The sequence below is a fragment of the Streptomyces sp. NPDC102406 genome (genome assembly GCF_044765725.1).
Classification (GTDB): Bacteria; Actinomycetota; Actinomycetes; order Streptomycetales; family Streptomycetaceae; genus Streptomyces.
In genome coordinates, this window is the sequence record NZ_JBIWKP010000007.1 from 224263 (window position 1) to 245412 (window position 21150).

The window sequence follows — 21150 nt, forward strand, 5'->3', positions numbered from 1 at the left end:
TGTACCAAGCAACGATCGCGCGTACTTGCGTTCATTTCGTTCACGGCGGGTTCAGGCGCGGCGGGCGAGCTCCGCGAACGTGGCCAGCCAGTGGTCCGTGGTGAAGTCGCCGTTGCCGACGGCGGGGAGACCGGCCGCGAGGTGGGTGTCGGCGGCCTCGGTGAGACGGGCCCGTACCGGGCCTCCGGCCAGCGCGCCCGCGACGGCGCGCAGGGCGGCGGCCCGGGAGAGGGTGAGGCCGAGGAGGTGACCGATGTGCGGATCGGCGTGGTCGGAGACGACCGGGACGTCGAGCACGGCACAGGGCGCACCGGTGCGCAGCGCGGGCAGGAACCGGTCCAGCCACTCGGGGAACTCGGCCGCGGTCAGGACCCGGCGCATCGCGTCGGCCTCCGTGAGCGCGGGCGACAGGAAGTCCTGGCCGGAGGGTTCCCAGTGGGCGGGCGCGTCGTGGTCACCGGCGAACCAGGTGCGCAGGCGGTCGCGGACGCCGTCGAGGGTCGCGTCCGTGAGACCCGCCGCCTTCCCGGTGTCCAGGATCAGGCCGAGGGAGAAGGCGCTGTTGGTGTGGACGCCGTGGCGCACGGGATACGTGGCCTTCGGCAGCCAGCCCGTGAGCAGCCGCTCGACCGCGTCCACGGCGGGGGCGAACGCGGGGCCCCAGCGCGTGCCGCGGGCCTCGGCGGCGAGCGCGATCAGCCAGGCCCAGCCGTACGGCCGCTCGAACCCGGGCCGGTCCAGGAGGTAGGCGGCCTCGCGGGCGAGGTGGGCGGGGGTGAGATGCCGGTCGAGTACGTCGGTGTACGGCGTCGCGGTGGCGGCGGGGAGTTCGGGGAGGGTCCGCATGAGCAGCCAGTGCATGTGCACCGAGGAGTGCCAGTCGTAGGCGCCGTAGAAGGCCGGGTGGAGGGCGCTGGGACGGGTGTTCTCGGCGGGGGATGTGACGAGGTGGGCGGGGAAGTTGGGGAACTCGCGGGTGACGTTGGCTGCGGCTAGTTCGGCGGTCTTTTCCGGGCTCGGCATGGTTCCTCTCCGGGGGGGTGCGTCGGGTACGGGGCGCGGGCCCGGTGGATGCTGGTCGCGCAGTTCCCCGCGCCCCTGACGGGGCTCGCTCATCGTCCGGTGCGCCCTTCGTCGTGGCTGGTCGCGGGCGAAGGGCGGCTAGTGGGTGGTGCCCTCCGTGGACCGGAGGTCCTGGGTGGTGGTGGCGGCGGTGGCCAGGAGGGCCCGGACACCGTCCGCCACCACCTCCGCGGGAAGCGACGGCGCCGATCCGTCCAGAACCTGGGACGGGGCCCAGGGAACGTGGACGAAGCCGCCCCGGACGCCGGGGTGTTCGGTCGCAAGAAGGTGCGCCAGCCCGTACGCGACGTGATTGCAGACGAACGTACCGGCCGTATGGGACAGTGCCACCGGCACCCCGGCATCCCGCACCGCCGCCACGCACGCCTTCACCGGCAGGGACGAGAAGTACGCGGCAGGCCCCCCGGGCACGACGGGTTCGTCGACCGGCTGGGCCCCGGCGTTGTCGGGGATACGCGCGTCGTCGACGTTGATCGCGACCCGTTCGACGGTGACGCCGGGACGGCCGCCCGCCTGGCCGAGGCAGACCACCAGTTCGGGCCGGACCCGGTCGAGGGCGGAGCGCAGCGCGGTCAGCGACTCCCCGAAGACACAGGGGAGCTGGACCGCGGTGACGGCGAGACCGTCCGGCGGCGCGGCGGCGACGCGTTCGGCCGCCTGCCAGGACGGGTTCACGGACTCCCCGCCGAAGGGTTCGAATCCGGTGAGCAGGACCCGGGTCATGGGAGATGCCTCCTGAGCGTAGGGACGGGACGGGCGGAACGTCCTCCGAGCGTCCTTCAGACGGCGAAGACCGCCATGATCACGATGTTGCAGACGAGCAGCGCGAGCGCCGTCGGCACCTGTGCCTTGATCGGCCCGTACTGGTCCTTCAGTTCGAGCAGCGACGCGGGGACGATGTTGAAGTTGGCCGCCATGGGGGTGCAGAGCGTTCCGGCGAACCCGGCGAGCATGCCGATCGCGAGCACCCCGGCCTCGTTGCCGTGCATCTGCTGGATGAGCACCGGCCAGCCGATCGCCGCGGTCATCACGGGGAACGCCGCGAACGCGTTGCCCATGATCACGGTGAACAGGAACATGCCGACGCAGTAGGCGATGACGGCGAAGTACTTCGAGTTGTCCGGCAGGAGGTCGTTCACGATGGTGCCGACCTGGGTGCCGACCCCGGCGACGGCGAAGATCGAGCCGAGGACGGACAGGAGCTGGGGCAGCAGCAGGGCCGAGCCCATCGCCTCCAGCATCGAGCGGCCGGAGTGGATCGGGACGGACACCTTGCGCTCGCCCGTGACGAGCATGCCGACGACGAGTGCCGCGATACAGCCGAGGCCGAGTCCGATCAGTGTGGCCTTGCCGGTCTCGAAGAGGCCCGAGTCGTCGAGGAAGGACGCGCAGACGATGGCGACGAGCGGGATGGTGAGCGCCGGGACGAAGAGTTTGTTGCCCAGGCGGGCCGCCGACGCCTCGCGCTGCTCCTGCGTGGTCGTGACGGGGACGCCCTTGCCGATGAAGTTGAACCCGGCGAGCACGATGAGCGCGAGGACGGCGACGCCGAGCGGTTCGGCGGGCAGGGTCCAGCTCGCGCCGCCCTCGACGACTCCGGTGCCGTAGGGGAAGGTCAGTCCGAGCAGGCCCCAGAAGGCGGCGGACGTCCATCGCTTGGGGTTGGTGCGGTCGGCCGCCATCTGGAGGGCCATGACGACGAAGACGAGACCGATGAGCCAGTAGAGCCATTCGACCTTGATCACTTGGCGGACTCCTCACGGGACTGTCCCGATGCCTGCGGCGGCAGCGGCAGGTCGTTCTCGGCGGCGGCCAGGGCCATCTCGCGCTCCAGCTTCTTGTCGAGCAGGAGGAGCCGGGAGCCGTGGATGACGAAGGCGCAGACGGCCAACGGCACCGCCCACAGGGCGAGTTGGGTCGGTTCGAGTTCCTGGTGGTAGGTGGAGTTCACGAACCCGGTGATCAGCAGGATCGAGCCGATCGCGATGAAGCAGTCCTCGCCGAAGAAGAGGCCGACGGTGTCGGCGGAGGCCGAGTAGGAGCGGACCTTCTCGCGCAGCTTGTCGGGGAGCCTGGCTCCGGCGGTGCGTTCGGCGGCGGCCTCGGCCATGGGCGCGACGAGGGGCCGCACGGTCTGCGCGGGGCCGCCGAGGTTGTTGAGCCCGAAGGCGGCCGTGACCTGGCGGACCAGCAGGTAGACGGTGAGGAAGCGGCCGGCGCTGAGCTTGCCGAGCTTCCCGATGAGGGTGCGGGCCTGCTCGCGCAGCCCGTAGCGCTCCAGGAGGCCGATCACGGGGAGCACGATGGCGAAGACGGTGACCGACCGGCTGTCGGCGAACGCGTGGCCGAAGGCGGCGAGGATCTCCCGCGGGTTCATCTTGCCGAGCAGCCCGGTGGCGATACCGGCGACGCCGACCACCAGGACGGGATTGCGGCGCGTGACGAATCCGAGGATCACCACGAGCACGCCGAGGAGCACGATCATGCGGCCGCCTTCTTCGGGACGAGGGGCACGGGGAGGGCACGGAACCGGACGGTCCGTCTCCGTGGGGATTGCACGGACCCTAGGTGATCGTTGAACGATCGAACAAGAGGTTGTGGCCCATCACCCATCAAAGTGACCCCTTGTCGGATTGTTGAACGATCGCTTACGTTGAGCGGGTGACCCAGGACCACCGCCCAGGCGGGACCGACGACCCCGGCGTGATCGACCTCAACGCCGATCTCGGCGAAGGCTTCGGCCGCTGGACCCTCACCGACGACGAGGCCCTGCTCTCGGTCGTCACCAGCGCCAACGTCGCCTGCGGCTTCCACGCCGGCGACCCGTCCGTGATGCGCCGCGTCTGCGACCTGGCCGCCGAGCGCGGCGTGCGGATCGGGGCGCAGGTCTCCTACCGGGACCTCGCCGGGTTCGGGCGCCGCGCGATGGACGTACCGCCGGACGAGCTGGCGGCCGAAGTCGCGTACCAGATCGGCGCGCTCAGGGTGTTCGCGCAGGCGGCCGGGGCCGACGTGAGCTACGTGAAACCGCACGGCGCGCTCTACAACCGCACGGTGCGCGACGACGCCCAGGCCCACGCCGTGGTGGCCGGGGTGCGGCTGGCGGGCGGCGCCCTCCCGGTGCTCGGCCTGCCCGGCTCGCGCCTCCTCGCCGCGGCCCAGGAGGCCGGTCTGACCCCCGTACGGGAAGCCTTCGCCGACCGCGCCTACACCCCCGAAGGCACCCTCGTGCCGCGCCGCGAACCGGGCGCGGTGGTCGAGGACCCGGACGCGGTGGTGCGCCGGGCCGTCGGCTTCGCCGTGGACGGCGGGGTCACGGCGGTCGACGGTACGCACGTCGTGGTCGCCGCCCGCTCGCTGTGCGTCCACGGCGACACCCCGGGCGCGGCCAGGACCGCCGCACGGGTGCGGGCCGCCCTCGCCGACGCGGGGGTCCCGGTGGGTGCGTTCGCGTGAGCGCGGACCACGGACTCGTCGTCCACCGCGCCGGACGGCACGCCCTCCTGGTGGAGCTGCCGGACGCCGAGCGCACCGGCGCCCTCCACGCGGAACTGCTGCGAAGGCGGGCCGCGGGCACCCTGCCCCCGGTCGGCGAGATCGTCCCCGGCGCGTGCACCGTGCTGCTCGACGGCGTGCCCGACCCCGCCGCGCTGGCCCGCCGCCTCACCTCCTGGACCGTCCCGGCGGCGCCCCCGGCCGACGGTGACGTGGTGACCCTCCCCGTCGCGTACGACGGCCCCGACCTCGCCGACGTGGCCGCGCTGTGGGGCGTGCCCGAGGACGAGGTGGCGGCGCGGCACGCCGCGTGCACCTACCGCGTCGCGTTCTGCGGCTTCGCGCCCGGCTTCGGTTATCTGACCGGCCTGCCGCGGGCGCTGCACGTGCCGCGCCGCGCCACCCCGCGCACCCGGGTCCCGGCGGGCGCGGTGGCCCTGGCGGGCCCGTACTCGGCGGTGTACCCGAGGGCGACCCCGGGCGGCTGGCAGATCATCGGCACGATGCGGGACCCGTCCCGGCTGTGGGACCCGGCCAGGGAGCAGGCGGCCCTCCTGTTCCCCGGGACCCGCGTCCGGTTCGCCCCGGCACAGGCGCGGGGCGGTGCCGACGAGCGGTTCCGGCACACGGGACGACAGCCGGGGGCGGACGGGCGATGACCGCGAAACTGACCGTCGTCCGGCCCGGCGCCCTCACCACGGTCCAGGACGCGGGACGCACCGGCCACGCCCACCTCGGCGTCCCCCGGTCCGGCGCCCTGGACGCCCCCGCCATGCGCCTGGCGAACCGGCTGGCCGGAAACCCGGAGGGCGCCGCCGTCCTGGAGACGACCCTCACCGGCTGCGCCCTGCGCCCCGACACCGATCTCACCCTGGTCGTCGGCGGAGCCCCGTGCGCGGTCACCGTCGACGGGCGCCCCGCGCCCTGGGGCGCCCCGGTCCGGGTCCCGGCGGGCGCCACCCTCGACATCGGCCCGGCCACGCACGGCCTGCGCACCTACGTCGCGGCAGCCGGAGGCATCGCCGTCCCGCCCGTGCTGGGCAGCCGCTCCACCGATCTCCTCTCGGGCCTCGGCCCCGCCCCGCTCGCCGAGGGCGACCTGCTCCCCGTCGGCCGGGCCGCCGACACCGCTCCCTGGGCGCTGCCCGTCGCCGCGCCCTGGCCCGCGCCCCCGACCGAACTGGTCCTGCCGGCCCGGCTCGGCCCCCGCGCCGACTGGTTCACCGCCACCGCCCTGCGGACCTTCCTGAGCGCGACGTACACGGTCTCGGTGCACAGCAACCGCATCGGGCTGCGGACGGAAGGGCCGGCCCTCAAGCGGAGGTCGGCGGGCGAACTGCCCAGCGAGGGCATGGTGCTCGGCGCGGTGCAGGTGCCGCCGGACGGCCGCCCGGTGGTCTTCCTGCACGACCACCCGACGACCGGCGGCTACCCGGTGATCGCCGTCGTCGCCGAGGAGGCGCTGGCCGCCGCGGCGCAGGCCGTCCCGGGCACTGCGGTGCGCTTCGCGCCCTGCTGAGCCCCCGGGCGCCGCAGGGCGTCACGCCTCGGGCACGGCCAGCGCCTCGTCGATGAACTCCCGCACGTGCGCCAGGGCGTGGGCCCGTTCGGCGCCCCGCAGCCCGATCGCGACATGGATGGCGAACCCGTCGAGCAGCGCCCGCAGCCGCGCCGCGAACCGGTCCGGGTCGACGGAGCGGAACTCGCCGCCCGAGATCCCCTCGGCGAGCAGCGCCACCAGATCGCGGTGCCAGGCCCGCTCGATGGCGGACTGCCGGGCGCGGGCCGAGGTGTCGGCGGCGGCGTTCTGCGAGCGGTTCCACACTTCGAGCCAGAGCGTCCAGTGCGGGTCGCGGTGCCCGTCGGGCACGTAGAGCTCCACGTACGCGTCGAGGCGTTCCCGCGCGCCGCCCTCCCGCACGAGCAACTGCCGCCGCTCCTCGCCGAGCCGGCCCTCGCTCCACTCCAGGGTCCGCAGCAGCAGCTCGTCCTTGGAGCCGAAGTGGTACGCGAGGTGCCCGCTGCTCATGCCGACCTCACGGCCGAGCGCGGCCATGGTGAGTCGTTCCATGCCGCTCTCGGCGATCATCGCCATGGTCGCGGCCAGCACGGTGTCCAGAGGCGGGGCGGGGGTACGGCTGTGGCGACGGGTCACGTCAGAAGCCTGCCACGGGCTGCTGCTGGGTGATGCAGTGGATGCCGCCACCGCCCGCGAAGATCGCCCGGGCGTCGACGAGGGTGACCTCCCGGGACGGGAAGAGGCGGCGGAAGAGCGCGGCGGCCTCCTCGTCGCGCGGGTCGTCGAAGCCGCACAGGACGACGCCGCCGTTGCACAGGTAGTGGTTGATGTAGGAGTAGTCCACCCAGCCCTCGTCGTCCGCGAGCACGGTCGGGGCGGGGACCTCGACGATCTCCAGGGGGCGGCCCTGGGCGTCGGTGCGCCCGGAGAGCAGGCCGATGATCTCCCGGCTCACCTCGAAGTCGGGGTGGGCGGGATCGCGCTGGGAGTGCACCATCACCACGCCGGGCGCGGCGAACGCGGCGACGATGTCGACGTGCCCGCGCGTGCCGAACTCGCCGTAGTCGCCGGTCAGCCCGCGGGGCAGCCAGATCGCCTCGGTCGTGCCGACCCGGGCGTGGATCTCGGCCTCGACCTGCTCCTTCGTCCAGCCCCGGTTGCGGTCGGGGTCGAGCTGCACCGTCTCCGTCAGCAGGACCGTGCCCGCGCCGTCGACATGGATGCCGCCGCCCTCGTTGACCAGGGGCGAGGAGTGCACGGGCACGCCCACGAGGTCGGCGACGTGCCCGGCGATCTTGGAGTCGTGTTCCCAGCGGGCCCAGTCCTGCGCGCCCCAGCCGTTGAACGTCCAGTCCACGGCGGCCAGTTCACCGCTGCCCCGGTCCTTGACGAAGGTCGGGCCGATGTCCCGCATCCACGCGTCGTCGAGGTCCCGCTCGACCAGCTCGATGCCGTCGGCGAGGAGGTCGCGGGCCGAGTCGAGTCGGCCCGTGCCGACCACCATGGTCAGCGGCTCGTAGCGGCGTACGGCGCGGGCGACCGAGGCCCAGGCGGTCCGCGCCTCGGCCAGTTCCCGCTCGTCGGTGAAGGTGGGGTTGGGCCCCGGCCACGCCATCCAGGTGCGCTCGTGCGGGGCCCACTCGGGCGGCATCAGATACGTCATGGCAGGTCCTCAGAGGAAGTAGAGACGGTTCAGGGCGACGGAGTCGGCGGGCTCGGAGCGCAGCGGTTCGCCGTCGAGGGTGACCAGGCCGGTGCGCTGGTCCACGTCGACCGCGCCGGTGCGGGAGTTGAGGCGCAGGTCGGCCGGGCCGATGCCCCGGGTGCCGCGCACGGCGACGCGGCGCCTGCGCGTGGGCATCCCGTCGTTGCCCTGGTCGACGGCGGCCCGCGCGACGAAGGCGACGGACAGCTCGGCGGCCGTGGCCCCGTGGGCGCCGAACTGGGGCCCGAGGACGAGGGGCTCGCAGGTGTCGGTGGCCGCGTTCGGGTCGCCGACGACGCCGTACGCGGGGAACCCGGACTTGAGGACGAGCTGCGGCTTCGCGCCGAAGAACTCGGGGCGCCACAGCACGATGTCGGCCATCTTGCCGGGCTCGATCGACCCGATCTCGTGCGAGAGGCCGTGGGCGATGGCGGGGTTGATGGTGAGCTTGGCGATGTAGCGCAGGACGCGCTCGTTGTCGTGGCCGACGCCCGGGTCGCCCAGCTCGGCCTTCATCTTCCCGGCCATCGCGAACGTACGGCGCACGGTCTCGCCCGCGCGGCCCATGCCCTGCGCGTCGGACGAGGTGATGCCGATGGCGCCCAGGTCGTGCAGGACGTCCTCGGCGCCCATCGTCCCGGCGCGGATCCGGTCGCGGGCCATGGCGGCGTCGCCGGGCAGGTCGGTCTTCAGGTCGTGGACGGAGACGATCATGCCGTAGTGCTCGGCGAGGGCGTCCCGGCCGAAGGGCAGGGTGGGGTTGGTGGAGGACCCGATGACGTTCGGGACGCCCGCCATCTTCAGCACGTTCGGTACATGACCGCCGCCGCAGCCCTCGATGTGGAAGGCGTGGATGGTCCGCCCCTCAAGGACCTTCAGGGTGTCCTCGACGGACAGGCATTCGTTCAGCCCGTCGCTGTGCAGGGCCACTTGGACGTCGTGCTCCTCGGCGACGCGCAGTGCGGTGTCGAGGGCGCGGGTGTGCGCGCCCATGTCCTCGTGCACCTTGAACCCGCAGGCGCCGCCCTCCGCGAGCGCTTCCACCAGGGGTGCCTGGTCGGAGGAGGAGCCACGGCCCAGGAAGCCGATGTTGACGGGCCAGGCGTCGAAGGCGGAGAAGGCGTGCTTGAGCGCCCACGGGGAGTTGACGCCGACGCCCCAGACCGGACCGAACTCCTGCCCGATGATCGTGGTGACCCCGGAGGCGAGCGAGGCCTCCATGATGCGCGGCGACAGCAGGTGGACGTGGGTGTCGACGGCCCCGGCGGTGGCGATCAGCCCCTCGCCGGAGACGATCGAGGTGCCCGTCCCGACGACCACGTCCACGCCGTCCAGCGTGTCCGGGTTCCCGGCGCGGCCGATCGCGTGGACGCGGCCCTCGCGGATGCCGATGGAGACCTTGCGGATGCCGAGCGCCGCGTCGATGACGACGACGTTGCTGATGACGACGTCGCAGGTGTCGCGGACGGCGGCGGCCTTGAGGTGCAGTCCGTCGCGCGCGGTCTTCCCGAACCCGGCCAGGAACTCGTCGCCGTACGCCTGGGCGTCCGTCTCCACCTCGATGGTCAGCCCCGAGTCGCCGAGCCTGACCCGGTCACCGGCGCGCGGGCCGTGCGTGGAGGCGTACTCGTGCGGGGTGAGGCGGCGGGCCTCTGCGGGGTGTCCTCCGGGGCGGCTCATCGGCCCGCCTCCTCGTCCTCGTCGCGGATGCCGAGATACCCGCAGGCCGCGGCGCGGCGCAGGGCTTCTTCGCGGGCGCCGGGGGCGTCGAGGGGTCCGTCCACGAGCCCGGCGAAACCGATGGCGACCCGGGCCCCGCCGATCGGCACGAGCCCCACGTCGTGGCTCTCCCCCGGCCCGAACCGCACGGACGACCCGGCGGGGACCGCGAGCCGCATGCCGTACGCCTCGGCGCGGGGGAAGTCGAGGCGCGGATTGGCCTCGAAGAAGTGGAAGTGGGAGGTCACGGAGACCGGCACGGGCGCGGTGTTGGTGACGGTGAGCGTCACGTGCGGTGCCGGGTCGGCGTGCTCGGGGCCGGGGAGCAGCGCGCCGGGGGCGTCCTGCCCGGCCGTGCCGCCGATCGGGTCGCCGACCACCGCGAGCCGCGAGCCGTCCTCGAAGACCGCCTCGACGTGTACCTCGGTGACGATGTCGGCGACGCCGGGCAGGACGTCGTCCGGGCCGAGGACGGACCGCGCCGCCTCGATCGCCTCGGCGAGCCGCTTTCCGTCCCTGGCCGCCTCGCAGACGGTGTCCGCGATCAGGGCCGTCGCCTCGGGCACGTTGAGCCGCAGCCCGCGCGCCTTGCGGGACCTGGCCAGTTCGGCCGCGCCGAACAGCAGCAGCCGGTCGCGCTCCGTCGGGGTCAGTCGCACAGCCGCCCACCTCCTCATGGTTTGAACGCCACTCTAAACACTGAGGCGGCGCGAGCAAAGCCATGGGAGGTGGTCAGCGGTTTTGTTCGTTAGAACGCTGCTCTATGAAGTTATAGGCGGGCGGGTGGGAGCGGGCTTTTCAGCCGAGCTGGTGCATCCAGCCGTGCGGGTCCTTCGCCGTGCCGCGCTGGATGTCCAGGAGCGCGTTGCGCAGCTTCATCGTGACCTCGCCGGCCACGCCGCCCGACTGCTGCCACTCGGCGCCCGCGCGCTTGACCGTACCGACGGGTGTGATGACGGCGGCCGTGCCGCAGGCGAAGACCTCGGTGAGTTCACCGGAGGCGGAGTCGGCCTGCCACTGCTCGATGGAGACGCGGGACTCCTCCGACTTGTAGCCGAGGTCCTCGGCGACCGACAGGAGCGAGTCGCGGGTGACGCCCGCGAGCAGCGAACCGGTGAGGGTCGGCGTGACGATCCGGTCCCCGTAGACGAAGTACAGGTTCATGCCGCCCAGTTCCTCGACCCACTTGTGCTCGACGGCGTCGAGGTAGGCGACCTGATCGCAGCCCTTGGCGGCGGCCTCGGCCTGCGCGAGCAGCGAGGCCGCGTAGTTGCCACCGGTCTTGGCGTCGCCGACGCCGCCGGGGACGGCGCGCACGCGGTCCTCGGAGAGCCAGATGGAGACGGGCCGCACGCCGCCGGGGAAGTAGGCGCCGGCCGGGGAGGCGATGACGATGAACAGGTACTCGTTGGCGGGCTTCACGCCGAGGCCGACCTCGGTGGCGATCATGAAGGGGCGCAGGTAGAGGGATTCCTCGCCACCGTGGGCGGGGACCCAGTCCCGGTCCTGGCGGACGAGCGCGTCGCAGGCCTCGATGAAGGTCTCGACCGGCAGCTCGGGCATACCGAGACGCCAGGCCGAGTGCTGGAAGCGCTTGGCGTTCATGTCGGGGCGGAAGGTGGCCACGGTGCCGTCGGGCTGGCGGTACGCCTTGAGCCCCTCGAAGATCTCCTGCGCGTAGTGCAGGACGTTCGTCGCCGGGTCGAGGGAGAGCGGGCCGTAGGGCACGAGCTGGCCGTCGTGCCAGCCGCGGCCCTCGGTCCAGCGGACCGTCACCATGTGATCGGTGAAGTGGCGGCCGAATCCCGGATTGGCCAGGATCGCCTCGCGCTCCGCGGCGGCCAGCGGGGTGGCGGTGGGCTTGAGCTCGATCGTGGGCGTCGTCATGGTTGCGTGTCCTTCACCGTTGGTTGTGACGGACCGCGTTCACGCCTGCACTCCTGGTACTAGGACGTCCGAGCTTCCCTACGTACATCGCGGCCCACGTTCGATTATCGCGCGTGGGGAGGTGTGCTCGGAACGGGCCTGGTGAGTGCCGTGGTGTGCGCGGCCCGGGGTTGTCGATGGTGACACCCGGGGCCGCGTACGAGAAGCCGCCGGGTGCGTCATGCGTCCCGGCGGCTTCTGCGGTAAGAGTCTGTCTTCGAGCGCCGGGGTCAGCCGGCTACTCGGCCGGCGAGCGCGTCGCCGATCTCCTCGGTGCTGCGGACCGTGTCGCCGCGTTCGCCGAGGTCGGCGGAGACGGCCGCCTCGATGCGGACGGCCTCGGACTCGTGGCCGAGGTGGCGCAGAAGCAGCGCGACGGACAGGACGGTGGCGGTGGGGTCGGCCTTGCCCTGGCCCGCGATGTCCGGGGCCGAGCCGTGCACGGGCTCGAACATGGACGGGAACTCGCGGCTCGGGTTGATGTTCCCGGAGGCCGCGACGCCGATGCCGCCGGAGACGGCCGCGGCGAGGTCGGTGATGATGTCGCCGAAGAGGTTGTCGGTCACGATGACGTCGAAGCGGGCCGGGTCGGTGACGAGGAAGATCGTCGCCGCGTCGACGTGCAGGTAGTCGGTGGTGACCTCGGGGAACTCCTTGGCCACCTTGGCGAAGATGTTCGTCCACAGGTGACCCGCGAAGGTCAGCACGTTGTTCTTGTGGACCAGCGTGAGCTTCTTGCGGGGGCGGGCCTGGGCGCGGGCGAAGGCGTCCCGGACCACGCGCTCCACACCGAAGGCCGTGTTGACGGAGACCTCGGTGGCGACCTCGTGCTCGGTGCCCTGGCGGATCGTGCCGCCGTTGCCCGTGTAGGGGCCCTCGGTGCCCTCGCGGATGACGATGAAGTCGATCTCCGGCTGGCCGGCCAGCGGCGTCGCGACCCCGGGCAGGAGCTTGCTCGGGCGCAGGTTCACGTGGTGGTCGAAGGCGAAGCGGAGCTTCAGCAGGAAGCCGCGCTCCAGGACGCCGGAGGGCACGCTCGGGTCGCCGATGGCGCCGAGCAGGATGGCGTCGTGCTTCTTGAGGGCGTCGATGTCGGCGTCGGTGAGCGTCTCACCGGTCGCGAGGTACCGCTTGGCGCCGAAGTCGTACTCCTCGGTCTCCAGCTTCACATCCTGCGGAAGGACGGCGGAGAGGACCTTGAGACCCTGAGCCACGACCTCTTGGCCGATGCCGTCACCGGGGATCACTGCGAGATTGATGCTGCGAGACATGCACAGCACCGTACTCCCGGTCCCATGGGATGACACGTCATGTCCAGAATGCGGACGTCGGTTCCGCGCGCGGTACCGCCTTGTCAGCGAGCGTTCACCCTTATGGCGCACGGGCGTTGGGCCGCGGCGGGAAGGGACCAGGACATGGACCTCCCCGACTTCGGCGTCCCGCCGCGGCTCGCGCGCCGGATGAGCATGGCCGAGCAGTACGAGTACGTGCGCACCAGGCTGACCCGGCGGCGCGCCCTGGTGACGGCGGGCGCGGTGGCCGGCGGCCTGCTCACCGGCTGCGCGCCGGGCGGGACCCAGGACGCGAAGGGCGCCGCCGCGTCGCGGGCTTCCGCCGCGCCGGTGGCCCGGCGCACCGCCGCCCCGCCCTTCGGCCGCCACCTCGCCTTCGGGGCCGACCCGAAGACCCAGATGCGGGTCTCCTGGCAGACGCCGGTCGCGGTGCGCGGGCCGTACCTGCGCCTCGGCACCTCCCCCGGCGACCTGAGCCGGAGGATCGAGGCCGAACTCCGCGACCTGCACACCCCCGGCGTGGACGGAGTGCGCCTCGGCCTCGACCAGTTCTACGCGCACGCGGCCCTGGACGGCCTGCGCCCCGGCACGACGTACTACTACGGCGTCGGGCACGACGGCTTCGACCCGGCCTCCCCCGCGCACCGCTCGACCCTCTCCGCCTTCCGTACGGCGCCCGCGCACCCGGCCGCGTTCACCTTCACCGCCTTCGGCGACCAGGGGGTCGGCGCCGCGGCGGCGGACTGCGGCCGTCTCGTGCTGCGCCAGGACCCGGCCTTCCATCTGCACGCGGGCGATCTCTGCTACGCCGACGGGTCCGGCCGCGGCAGGACGTCGGACGCCTACAACCCGGGGTCCTGGGACCTGTTCCTGCACCAGAACGAGCAGGTCGCGCGAGCCGTGCCCTGGATGGTGACCACCGGCAACCACGACATGGAGGCCTGGTACTCCCCCGACGGCTACGGCGGCCAACTGGCCCGCTGGTCGCTGCCGGACAACGGGTTCGACGCGCGCGCGGTCCCGGGCGCGTACTCCTTCGTCCACGGCAACGTCGGCGTCGTGGCGCTGGACGCCAACGACGTCTCGTACGAGATCCCGGCCAACCTCGGCCACAGCGACGGCCGGCAGACGGCCTGGCTGGACCGGACCCTGCGCACGCTGCGGGCCGCGCGGGGCGTCGACTTCCTCGTCGTCTTCTTCCACCACTGCGCGTACTCCACGTCCTCGCACGGCTCGGACGGCGGGGTGCGGGCGGCATGGCTGCCGTTGTTCGCGCGCCACCAGGTGGACCTGGTGATCAACGGGCACAACCACGTCTACGAGCGCACCGACGCCGTCAGGGACGGCGCGGTGGGCCGGGCGGTGCCGGTCGGCGGCACGACGGACCCCACGCGCGACGGCATCGTGTACGTGACCGCGGGCGGGGGCGGCCGCGACCTGTACGGCTTCCGTCCCGGCAGCAAGGAGAGCTACGAGGGACACGAGCACCACCACGAGTCCATCGACAGCCTGGTGTGGCGCAAGGGGCGGCGGTCCACGCCCGAGACGGTCGAGTGGTCACGGGTGCGCTACCGCGGGTTCTCCCTGCTCAAGGTGGAGGCGGTGAGCGGTGCGCAGCCGCGTCTGACGGTGTCGGCCCTCGCCCGGGACGGCCGCCGCATCGACCACTTCGAGGTGCGGCGGACGGCCGGCCGGAGCGGGCCGGGCCCTCAGTGACCGGTCTCGCCGCCGTTGTCCCTGCGGTCGAGAGCGCGCTGGAGGGCGGCGGCGGCGATCTTGGCGGTCTGCCGGTCAGTCTCGCTCGACGGGGAGACGTGACGGACTCGGCGGCGGACGGGCGTCGCAGTGGCCATGACGGATCGACTCCTTGAGATCACGGGGGATTTCGAGGGCCGGAAGGGGCGGGGGGCCAGGAGCTGCAGGGGTTGCCTGCCAGGTGCTCCGGCCCACGGCCGCCATTCGCCAGGTAAGCGATACGTTCGGCTCCTACAAAGCTAGGACAGGTCGCTGCTCCTGTCTCCACAATTACTCGGACTTCCTACTATCTGAGACGGACCTCACGCCCCGGCCTGTGCGCGCAGGGGTCAGAGGAGGTCGCCGTCGCGCCAGTCCAGGAGCAGGTCACGGGCCGGATCGAGGGCGTGCGCGGCGGGCGCGGGGAACAGGAACGGCGGCCCCTCGTCGTCGGGCAGCCGGACCGTGCCCGTCGGGCCGTACGCCGCGAACGGGCCGCTCCAGCGGGTCCAGCCGCGCCCCAGGTACAGCCGCTCGCCGTCGGACGACGCCGCAAGCGCCCCGATGTCGTAGGCGCCGACGATCACCCGTTCCAGGGCGTCCATCACCCGGCCGCCGAGGCCGGTGCGGCGCGCGTCGGCGCGGACGGCGACGGCCTCGACGTATCCGACGCGCAGCGTGCGCCCGTCGTGCACGGCATGGCGCTGGGCGACAGAGCCGTGGGCGAGGAGCGCGCCGGAGTCGTCGTGCACGAGGGCGTGGACGCCGCCGAGGCTGTGCGCCCAGTCGGCGTCGGAGAAGTCCCCGTCGAAGGCGTCGTCGAGCAGGGCACGGGCGGCGGCGAGCTCGGATCCGGTGAGGTCGGCGGTGTGGGCGGTGCGCAATGTGGTCACCGGGACACGATAACGGGCCCTAACTCCCTTCGTCCGAGGCGTGGTTGACGCCCGGCGCCCGCCCTGGACGATGGAGCCAGAACCGGCCGGGCGCCTCGGGACGGCCGGGCCCCTGGGGAGGAGTCCCACCATGCGTGTGCTCAGCCAGCGCCGTCTCGGCGGACCCGAGGTGCTGGAGGTGGTGGAGGTGGAGCGGCCCCGGCCGCGCGCGGACGAGGTGCTCGTCCGGGTGCACGCGGTGGGCGTGAACGCGGTGGACCGCCTCGCCCGCTCCGGCGCGTCCCCCTTCTTCGGCGATCCGCCGTTCGTCCTCGGCCGGGACGTCTCCGGGGTGGTGGTGCGGGCGGGCCGGGACGTCACCGCGTTCCGGCCGGGCGACGAGGTGTTCGCGATGACCGGGGGCGGCGGCTACGCCGAGTACGTCACCGTCCGCGCCGACCACGCGGCGCCGAAACCGGCCAGCGTCGACCACGTCCACGCGGCGGCGGCGCCCACGGCCTGCCTTCTCGCGTGGCAGGCGCTCGTCGGCGTCGGCCGGGTCGGCCCCGGCAGCCGGGTCCTGGTCCACGCGGCGGCGGGCGGCGTCGGGCACATCGCCGTACAGATCGCGAAGGTGGAGGGCGCGTACGTCATCGGCACGGCCCGCGCCGACAAGCACGGCTTCCTGCGCACGCTGGGCGTCGACGAACCGCTCGACTACACGACGACCGACTTCGCGCTGACCGTCCGGGGTGTCGACATCGCCTTCGACCTGGTCGGCGGCGACTACGGGCCGCGCTCCGTGGCCACCCTGCGCCCGGGCGGCCTGCTGGTCTCGGCGGCCCTGGACGATCTCGGCCTCTCGCCGGACGAGGCGGCGGTCCGCGGGGCCCGGTTCGAGCCCGTCGCGGTGCGGCCGTCGGGCAGCGTCCTCGGCAAGGCCGCGGCGCTGATGGCGGCGGGCCGCCTGCGCCCGCACGTCCTCGCGGTGCTGCCGCTGGAGGAGGCCGGCAAGGCGCACGAGATGGGGGCGACGGGCCGGACGCAGGGCAAGATCGTGTTGACGGTGACGGAGGAGGACCGGGCGCCTGGCCTCTAGGACTCCCCCTATGGACACCCCTTTAGGACACCCCTTTTGGACATGACACCGCCCCCGGCCGGGGTGGGGCCCGTGGCCGGGGGCGGAGTGCGGGGGGCGGGCGTCAGGCCCGCCGGGGCCTGGGTCAGCCCATGTGCGGGTACGTGTAGTCCGTCGGCGGGACCAGCGTCTCCTTGATGGCGCGGGTCAGCGTCCAGCGCATCAGGTTCTGCGGGGCGCCGGCCTTGTCGTTGGTGCCGGACGCGCGACCGCCGCCGAAGGGCTGCTGGCCGACGACGGCGCCGGTCGACTTGTCGTTGATGTAGAAGTTGCCCGCGGCGTAGCGGAGCTTCTCCATCGTGTACGCGGCGGCGGCGCGGTCGTTGGCGATGACCGAGCCCGTCAGCGCGTAGTCGGAGGCCGACTCCATCTGCTCCAGCATGGCGTCGTACTGGTCGTCCTCGTAGACGTGGACGGCGAGGATGGGGCCGAAGTACTCGGTCGTGAAGACCTCGTTGGCCGGGTCGGTGCACTCGATGACGGTCGGGCGCACGAAGTAGCCGACGGAGTCGTCGTAGGTGCCACCGGCGATGATCGTGCAGGCCGGGTCTTCCTTCGCGCGGTCGATCGCCGCCTTGTTCTTGGCGAAGGAGCGCTCGTCGATGACGGCGCCGATGAAGTTCGACAGGTCGGTGACGTCACCCATGGCGATGCCGTCGACCTCGGCCGCGAACTCCTCCTTGAAGCCGGAGTTCCAGATCGAGGCCGGGATGTACGCGCGCGAGGACGCCGAGCACTTCTGGCCCTGGTACTCGAAGGAGCCGCGGGTCAGCGCCGTCTTGAGGACGGCACGGTCGGCGCTCGGGTGGGCGACGACGAAGTCCTTGCCGCCGGTCTCGCCGACGAGGCGCGGGTAGGTGCGGTAGTTCTCGATGTTGTTGCCGACCGTCTTCCACAGGTGCTGGAAGGTCTTGGTCGAACCCGTGAAGTGGATGCCGGCCAGGTCGCGGTGGTTCAGGGCCACCTCGGAGACGGCGAGGCCGTCGCCGGTGACGAGGTTGATGACGCCCTTGGGGAGACCGGCCTCCTCCAGGAGCTGGAGGAGCAGCACGGCGGCGTGCGTCTGCGTCGGGGACGGCTTCCAGACGACCACGTTGCCCATGAGGGCGGGGGCGGTCGGCAGGTTGCCCGCGATGGCCGTGAAGTTGAACGGCGTGATCGCGTAGACGAAGCCTTCGAGCGGGCGGTGGTCCATGCGGTTCCACACGCCCGTGGAGTTGGCCGGCGGCTGCTCGGCGAGCAGGTTGCGGGCGTAGTGGACGTTGAAGCGCCAGAAGTCGACGAGCTCGCAGGGCGTGTCGATCTCGGCCTGCTGCGCGGTCTTGGACTGGCCCAGCATCGTGGAGGCGGCCAGCGTCTCGCGCCAGGTGGTGGAGAGCAGCTCGGCGGCGCGCAGGATGATCGCGGCACGGTCGTCGAAGGCCATCGCGCGCCAGGCGGGGGCGGCGGCCAGGGCGGCGTCGACCGCGTCCTTGGCGTCCTGCTCGGTGGCGTTGGCGTACGTACCGATGACGGCCTTGTGGTTGTGCGGCTGCACGACGTCGAAGCGCTCGCCGCCGCCCATCCGACGGACGCCGCCGATGGTGCAGGGCAGCTCGATCGGGTTCTCGGCCAGCTCCTTGAGCTTGGCCTCCAGGCGGGCGCGCTCCGGCGAACCGGGGGCGTAGCCGTGCACCGGCTCGTTGACCGGGGCGGGGACTCGGGTCACGGCGTCCAGCGTCATGGGTCCGTATCTCCTTCGGGGGGTCGGGGTGTCGGAAAGCGTGGGGGCCCGGTGCGGGAATCAGCCCTTGGTGAGGACCGAGCGGGCGAAGAAGAGCAGGTTGGCCGGCTTCTCCGCGAGGCGGCGCATGAAGTATCCGTACCAGTCGGTGCCGTACGCGGTGTACACCCGCATCCGGTGTCCTTCGGCGGCGAGCCGCAGGTGCTCGTCGCTGCGGATGCCGTACAGCATCTGGAACTCGTACTCGTCCAGCTTGCGCCCCGCGGTCCTGGCGAGCTCCTGCGCGATGGAGATGAGGCGCGGGTCGTGGGACCCGATCATCGGGTAGCCCGAGCCCTCCATGAGGATGCGCATGATCCGCACGTACGCCTTGTCGGTCTCGGCCTTGTCCTGGTACGCGACCTCGGCGGGCTCCTTGTAGGCGCCCTTCACGATGCGTACGCGGCTGCCCGCGGCGGCGAGACGGCGGGCGTCCGCCTCGGTGCGGAACAGGTAGGCCTGGATGACGCAGCCGGTCTGCGGGAAGTCCTTCCGCAGCTCCTCGTGGATGGCGAACATCGAGTCGAGGGTGGTGTGGTCCTCGGCGTCCAGGGTGACGGTGGTGCCGATGGCGGCGGCGGCCTCGACGACGGGCCGCACGTTGGCGAGGGCCAGCTCGTGGCCGCCTTCGAGCGACTGACCGAACATCGACAGCTTCACGGACATCTCGGCCTTCTCGCCGAGGCCCAGCTCCTCCAGGCGGCCGATCAGCTCCAGGTAGGCGTCGCGGGCGGCGTGCGACTGCTCGACGGTGGTGATGTCCTCGCCGACGACGTCGAGGGTGACTTCGAGGCCCTTGGCGGTGGCGTCCTCGATGACCGGCACGACCTGGTCGACGGTCTCACCGGCGATGAACCGGTCGACGACCTGCTTGGTGCCCGGCGCCGCCGACACGAAGGCGCGCATCTTGTCACTGCGCGACGCGGCGAGGATCAGGGGAGCCAGCACGGGGCACCTCCATGGAGCAAGAGTTGCGGAGAGGCCGGACCAGCACGCGGCGGGAACGGCACGGGGAACCACCGTGAAATCTAGGGATCCCCCCGATCCTGTGCCATCGACACCTGTCACGCATCCGTGGCCGTCACCTCAGACATCTGTATGAGGAAGGGCGCGGGCTGCGGGAGAATGGCGGGGTGAAAGGCGACTACCAGGAACTGGTCGACGAGATCTCGGCGCTGCTGGGCGCCCCCGCGACCCTGGAGAACCGCGACTTCCGGCTGATCGCCTTCGGGGCGCAGCTCAGCGACGCGGACGCCGAGAGCGACTTCGACGCCTCGGCCCTGGACCCCGTTCGCACGCGTTCGATCCTGACGCGCGGCTCCACCGCGGCCGTCCGCACCTGGTTCGAGGGCTTCGGCATCACCCGTGCGACGGAACCGGTCCGTATTCCCGCGACGCCCGAGGCCGGGGTCTACCGCGGCCGTATCTGTCTGCCCGTCCGCCATCGGGGCGTCGTCCTCGGCTACGTGTGGCTGCTCGACGACGATCCGGGGCCGACGCGGGAGCAGCTCGACGCGGCGATGGAGGTGGCGGGCCGGATCGGTGCGCAGCTCGCGGACGAGGCGCAGGCGGGCGCCGATCTGACCCGCGAGTTCCACTCGGTCCTGACGGCGGAGCGCGGCTGGCAGCGGGACATGGCGGTGGCCGCGCTGCGCACGGCGCTCGGCAGCCGCGCCGAGGGGCTGCACACGGTGGTGTGTGTCGCGCCCTGGCAGTCCGCCGACCCGCTGAACGCGCCGTCCGTCCGTACGATCCCGGCGGCGGACGCGCTGTGCACGGTGCCCTGGGGCGTGTCCGGCCAGTGCCTGGCGCTGCTGGTGCGGCTGCGGTCGGCGGAGGTCCTGGACCCGGCCCTCGGCGCGGCGGCGAAGCTGCGGGCGCGGGCCGGCGCGGGCTCGGCGGCGGGCATCGGGGCGCCCCGCACGGATCTCGCCGAGCTGGCCGCGGGCTGGCAGGAGGCGACGGCGGCGGCCCGGGCGGCGCTGGCCGAACCGCGGCTCGGGCCCGACACACGGTGGTCGGCGATCGGCCCGTACCGGCTGCTGACCGCGCTGCCCCCGGAGGCCGCCCACGACCCGGTGGTGGCGCCACTGCTCGCCCCCGCCCACCGGGAACTGGCCCGCACCGCCGAGGTCTTCCTCGACTGCGCGGGCCAGGCGGGCCGTACGGCGGCGGCGCTCGGCATCCACCGCCAGACGCTGTACTACCGGCTGTCGCGCGTCGAGCAGCTCACCGGCCTCGACCTGGACGAGGGCGAGGACCGGCTGCTGCTGCACATGGGGCTGAAGGCGTCACGCCTGTGACGGCCAGGCCGTTTCCATCAACTGCCTCAGCCCTTCGGTGAGTTGGTCGGCGCTCGGCGAGTACTCCTGGTCGAAGGTGTGCTGGGCGATCAGGCCGAGCACCAGGACCGAGAAGAACTTGCCGAGGGTGTCCACGCTCGGGTGGTCGGCGGGCGGCTCCTCGTCCCCCATGATCATGCCGATCAGGCCGCGGCCCGCCTCGCGCTGAGCCACCGCCAGGTCGGCGCGCACGGCCGGGAGCTTGTCCCCCATCGTCACCAGCTCGATGCTCAGGTGCCAGATGGAGCCCGGTTTGCCGAGGCTGTCGATGAGCCCGGCCATGACGCCGTGGAAGCGCTCCAACGAGCCGGGGGCGCCGGGCAGTTCGCGCGGTTCGCCCCACGCCTGCGCGGCACCCTCGGCCAGGGCCACGTACGCCTGCGCGAGCAACGCGTCCTTCGAGCCGTAGTGGTAGCCGATGGACGCCAGGTTCGTCCCCGACTCCCTGACGATGTCGCGCGCGGTCGTGCGCACGAACCCCTTCTCCAGAAGGCAGCGCTTGGCGCCTTCGAGCAGATCCTCGCGATGTCCCATGCGCCCACCCTACCCAGAGTCCAGACGAG

The 21150-nt window shown here is 72.6% G+C and carries 21 protein-coding genes; 6 read left to right on the forward strand and 15 right to left on the reverse strand.

Translation table 11 applies throughout. The features are described from left to right. Positions 1-51: 51 nt before the first annotated feature. From ACIRF8_RS26940 to ACIRF8_RS26955, 4 genes are all read right to left on the reverse strand, one after another. Positions 52-1023, reverse strand: a complete 972-nt coding sequence (locus tag ACIRF8_RS26940; protein ID WP_404218585.1) for a DUF2891 domain-containing protein — start codon at positions 1021-1023, stop codon at positions 52-54. Positions 1024-1161: 138 nt separating this feature from the next. Further along, complete coding sequence (pcp, locus tag ACIRF8_RS26945; RefSeq protein ID WP_404218587.1) at positions 1162-1806, reverse strand: pyroglutamyl-peptidase I; 645 nt, start codon at positions 1804-1806, stop codon at positions 1162-1164. A 56-nt stretch (positions 1807-1862) separates the two neighbouring features. Next, positions 1863-2828: a DUF979 domain-containing protein gene (locus tag ACIRF8_RS26950; RefSeq protein ID WP_404218589.1), complete on the reverse strand. Its 966-nt coding sequence runs from the start codon at positions 2826-2828 to the stop codon at positions 1863-1865. Then, a complete protein-coding gene (locus tag ACIRF8_RS26955; protein WP_404218591.1) occupies positions 2825-3568 on the reverse strand; it encodes a DUF969 domain-containing protein in 744 nt (247 codons plus the stop codon). The genes ACIRF8_RS26950 and ACIRF8_RS26955 overlap by 4 nt, the downstream gene beginning before the upstream one ends. A gap of 218 nt (positions 3569-3786) precedes the next feature. Here ACIRF8_RS26955 and ACIRF8_RS26960 point away from each other — a divergent pair, with 218 nt between their 5' ends. The 3 genes from ACIRF8_RS26960 to ACIRF8_RS26970 are packed head-to-tail and all read left to right on the forward strand — an operon-like array spanning position 3787 to position 6097. Next, positions 3787-4539, forward strand: a complete 753-nt coding sequence (locus tag ACIRF8_RS26960) for a LamB/YcsF family protein (RefSeq protein WP_404218788.1) — start codon at positions 3787-3789, stop codon at positions 4537-4539. Beyond that, entirely contained in the window at positions 4536-5237 is a 702-nt protein-coding gene (locus ACIRF8_RS26965) for an allophanate hydrolase subunit 1 (protein WP_404218593.1), read from the forward strand. Before ACIRF8_RS26960 ends, ACIRF8_RS26965 begins: the two co-directional genes overlap by 4 nt. Beyond that, positions 5234-6097 carry a biotin-dependent carboxyltransferase family protein gene (locus ACIRF8_RS26970; RefSeq protein WP_404218595.1) on the forward strand — a complete coding sequence of 288 codons (864 nt, stop codon included), beginning with the start codon at positions 5234-5236 and terminating at the stop codon, positions 6095-6097. The genes ACIRF8_RS26965 and ACIRF8_RS26970 overlap by 4 nt, the downstream gene beginning before the upstream one ends. Positions 6098-6118: 21 nt before the next feature. Here the strand turns inward: ACIRF8_RS26970 and ACIRF8_RS26975 are convergent, their stop codons facing one another. The 6 genes from ACIRF8_RS26975 to ACIRF8_RS27000 form a co-directional block, all read right to left on the reverse strand. Beyond that, positions 6119-6673 (reverse strand): TetR/AcrR family transcriptional regulator, encoded by a 555-nt coding sequence (locus ACIRF8_RS26975; protein ID WP_404218790.1) that lies wholly within the window; start codon positions 6671-6673, stop codon positions 6119-6121. A gap of 61 nt (positions 6674-6734) precedes the next feature. After that, positions 6735-7760: an agmatine/peptidylarginine deiminase gene (locus ACIRF8_RS26980; protein WP_404218597.1), complete on the reverse strand. Its 1026-nt coding sequence runs from the start codon at positions 7758-7760 to the stop codon at positions 6735-6737. Positions 7761-7769: 9 nt separating this feature from the next. Then, on the reverse strand, positions 7770-9482 hold the full coding sequence (locus ACIRF8_RS26985) for an urease subunit alpha (protein WP_404218599.1): 1713 nt from the start codon (positions 9480-9482) through the stop codon (positions 7770-7772). Continuing rightward, positions 9479-10180 carry an urease subunit gamma gene (ureA, locus tag ACIRF8_RS26990; RefSeq protein ID WP_404218601.1) on the reverse strand — a complete coding sequence of 234 codons (702 nt, stop codon included), beginning with the start codon at positions 10178-10180 and terminating at the stop codon, positions 9479-9481. The genes ACIRF8_RS26985 and ureA overlap by 4 nt, the downstream gene beginning before the upstream one ends. Before the next feature lie 139 nt (positions 10181-10319). Then, on the reverse strand, positions 10320-11408 hold the full coding sequence (locus ACIRF8_RS26995) for a branched-chain amino acid aminotransferase (protein ID WP_404218603.1): 1089 nt from the start codon (positions 11406-11408) through the stop codon (positions 10320-10322). 269 nt (positions 11409-11677) lie between these two features. Further along, positions 11678-12718, reverse strand: coding sequence for a 3-isopropylmalate dehydrogenase (locus tag ACIRF8_RS27000; protein WP_404218605.1), 1041 nt, complete (start codon positions 12716-12718; stop codon positions 11678-11680). 144 nt (positions 12719-12862) lie between these two features. On the opposite strand from ACIRF8_RS27000, the gene ACIRF8_RS27005 reads away from it, so the two are divergent. After that, the gene (locus ACIRF8_RS27005) at positions 12863-14455 is read left to right on the forward strand and encodes a purple acid phosphatase family protein (protein WP_404218607.1); all 1593 of its coding nucleotides are present in this window, start codon (positions 12863-12865) and stop codon (positions 14453-14455) included. On the opposite strand, the gene ACIRF8_RS27010 is transcribed toward ACIRF8_RS27005, so the two are convergent. Both ACIRF8_RS27010 and ACIRF8_RS27015 read right to left on the reverse strand, forming a co-directional pair. Then, positions 14449-14592, reverse strand: a complete 144-nt coding sequence (locus ACIRF8_RS27010; protein WP_404218609.1) for a hypothetical protein — start codon at positions 14590-14592, stop codon at positions 14449-14451. The genes ACIRF8_RS27005 and ACIRF8_RS27010 overlap by 7 nt on opposite strands. Before the next feature lie 231 nt (positions 14593-14823). Next, positions 14824-15438, reverse strand: coding sequence for a GNAT family N-acetyltransferase (locus tag ACIRF8_RS27015; RefSeq protein WP_404218792.1), 615 nt, complete (start codon positions 15436-15438; stop codon positions 14824-14826). A gap of 58 nt (positions 15439-15496) precedes the next feature. Between ACIRF8_RS27015 and ACIRF8_RS27020 the strand changes: the two genes are divergently transcribed. Further along, entirely contained in the window at positions 15497-16444 is a 948-nt protein-coding gene (locus tag ACIRF8_RS27020; RefSeq protein WP_404218611.1) for an NADP-dependent oxidoreductase, read from the forward strand. Positions 16445-16568: 124 nt separating this feature from the next. Here ACIRF8_RS27020 and pruA read toward each other — a convergent pair whose 3' ends face one another. Together pruA and ACIRF8_RS27030 are read right to left on the reverse strand one after the other, a co-directional pair. After that, a complete protein-coding gene (gene pruA / locus ACIRF8_RS27025; protein WP_404218794.1) occupies positions 16569-18200 on the reverse strand; it encodes an L-glutamate gamma-semialdehyde dehydrogenase in 1632 nt (543 codons plus the stop codon). Between the two features lie 66 nt (positions 18201-18266). Further along, a complete protein-coding gene (locus ACIRF8_RS27030; RefSeq protein WP_404218613.1) occupies positions 18267-19193 on the reverse strand; it encodes a proline dehydrogenase family protein in 927 nt (308 codons plus the stop codon). A gap of 185 nt (positions 19194-19378) precedes the next feature. Here ACIRF8_RS27030 and ACIRF8_RS27035 point away from each other — a divergent pair, with 185 nt between their 5' ends. Beyond that, on the forward strand, positions 19379-20548 hold the full coding sequence (locus ACIRF8_RS27035) for a PucR family transcriptional regulator (RefSeq protein WP_404218615.1): 1170 nt from the start codon (positions 19379-19381) through the stop codon (positions 20546-20548). On the opposite strand, the gene ACIRF8_RS27040 is transcribed toward ACIRF8_RS27035, so the two are convergent. Next, positions 20537-21121: a TetR/AcrR family transcriptional regulator gene (locus tag ACIRF8_RS27040; RefSeq protein WP_404218617.1), complete on the reverse strand. Its 585-nt coding sequence runs from the start codon at positions 21119-21121 to the stop codon at positions 20537-20539. The two genes, ACIRF8_RS27035 and ACIRF8_RS27040, sit on opposite strands and share 12 nt — an antisense overlap. Between the last annotated feature and the right edge of the window lie 29 nt (positions 21122-21150).

Excerpts from the sequence above, each read along its gene's own strand:
- ACIRF8_RS27040 (WP_404218617.1), bottom strand. The coding sequence starts at position 21,121 with ATGGGACATCGCGAGGATCTGCTCGAAGGCGCCAAGCGCTGCCTTCTG.
- pcp (WP_404218587.1), bottom strand. The coding sequence starts at position 1,806 with ATGACCCGGGTCCTGCTCACCGGATTCGAACCCTTCGGCGGGGAGTCC.
- ACIRF8_RS26975 (WP_404218790.1), bottom strand. The coding sequence starts at position 6,673 with ATGGCGATGATCGCCGAGAGCGGCATGGAACGACTCACCATGGCCGCG.
- ACIRF8_RS27020 (WP_404218611.1), top strand. The coding sequence starts at position 15,497 with ATGCGTGTGCTCAGCCAGCGCCGTCTCGGCGGACCCGAGGTGCTGGAG.
- ACIRF8_RS26985 (WP_404218599.1), bottom strand. The coding sequence starts at position 9,482 with ATGAGCCGCCCCGGAGGACACCCCGCAGAGGCCCGCCGCCTCACCCCG.
- ACIRF8_RS26955 (WP_404218591.1), bottom strand. The coding sequence starts at position 3,568 with ATGATCGTGCTCCTCGGCGTGCTCGTGGTGATCCTCGGATTCGTCACG.
- ACIRF8_RS26980 (WP_404218597.1), bottom strand. The coding sequence starts at position 7,760 with ATGACGTATCTGATGCCGCCCGAGTGGGCCCCGCACGAGCGCACCTGG.
- ACIRF8_RS27005 (WP_404218607.1), top strand. The coding sequence starts at position 12,863 with ATGGACCTCCCCGACTTCGGCGTCCCGCCGCGGCTCGCGCGCCGGATG.
- ACIRF8_RS26940 (WP_404218585.1), bottom strand. The coding sequence starts at position 1,023 with ATGCCGAGCCCGGAAAAGACCGCCGAACTAGCCGCAGCCAACGTCACC.
- ACIRF8_RS26970 (WP_404218595.1), top strand. The coding sequence starts at position 5,234 with ATGACCGCGAAACTGACCGTCGTCCGGCCCGGCGCCCTCACCACGGTC.
- ACIRF8_RS27000 (WP_404218605.1), bottom strand. The coding sequence starts at position 12,718 with ATGTCTCGCAGCATCAATCTCGCAGTGATCCCCGGTGACGGCATCGGC.
- ACIRF8_RS27010 (WP_404218609.1), bottom strand. The coding sequence starts at position 14,592 with ATGGCCACTGCGACGCCCGTCCGCCGCCGAGTCCGTCACGTCTCCCCG.
- ACIRF8_RS26995 (WP_404218603.1), bottom strand. The coding sequence starts at position 11,408 with ATGACGACGCCCACGATCGAGCTCAAGCCCACCGCCACCCCGCTGGCC.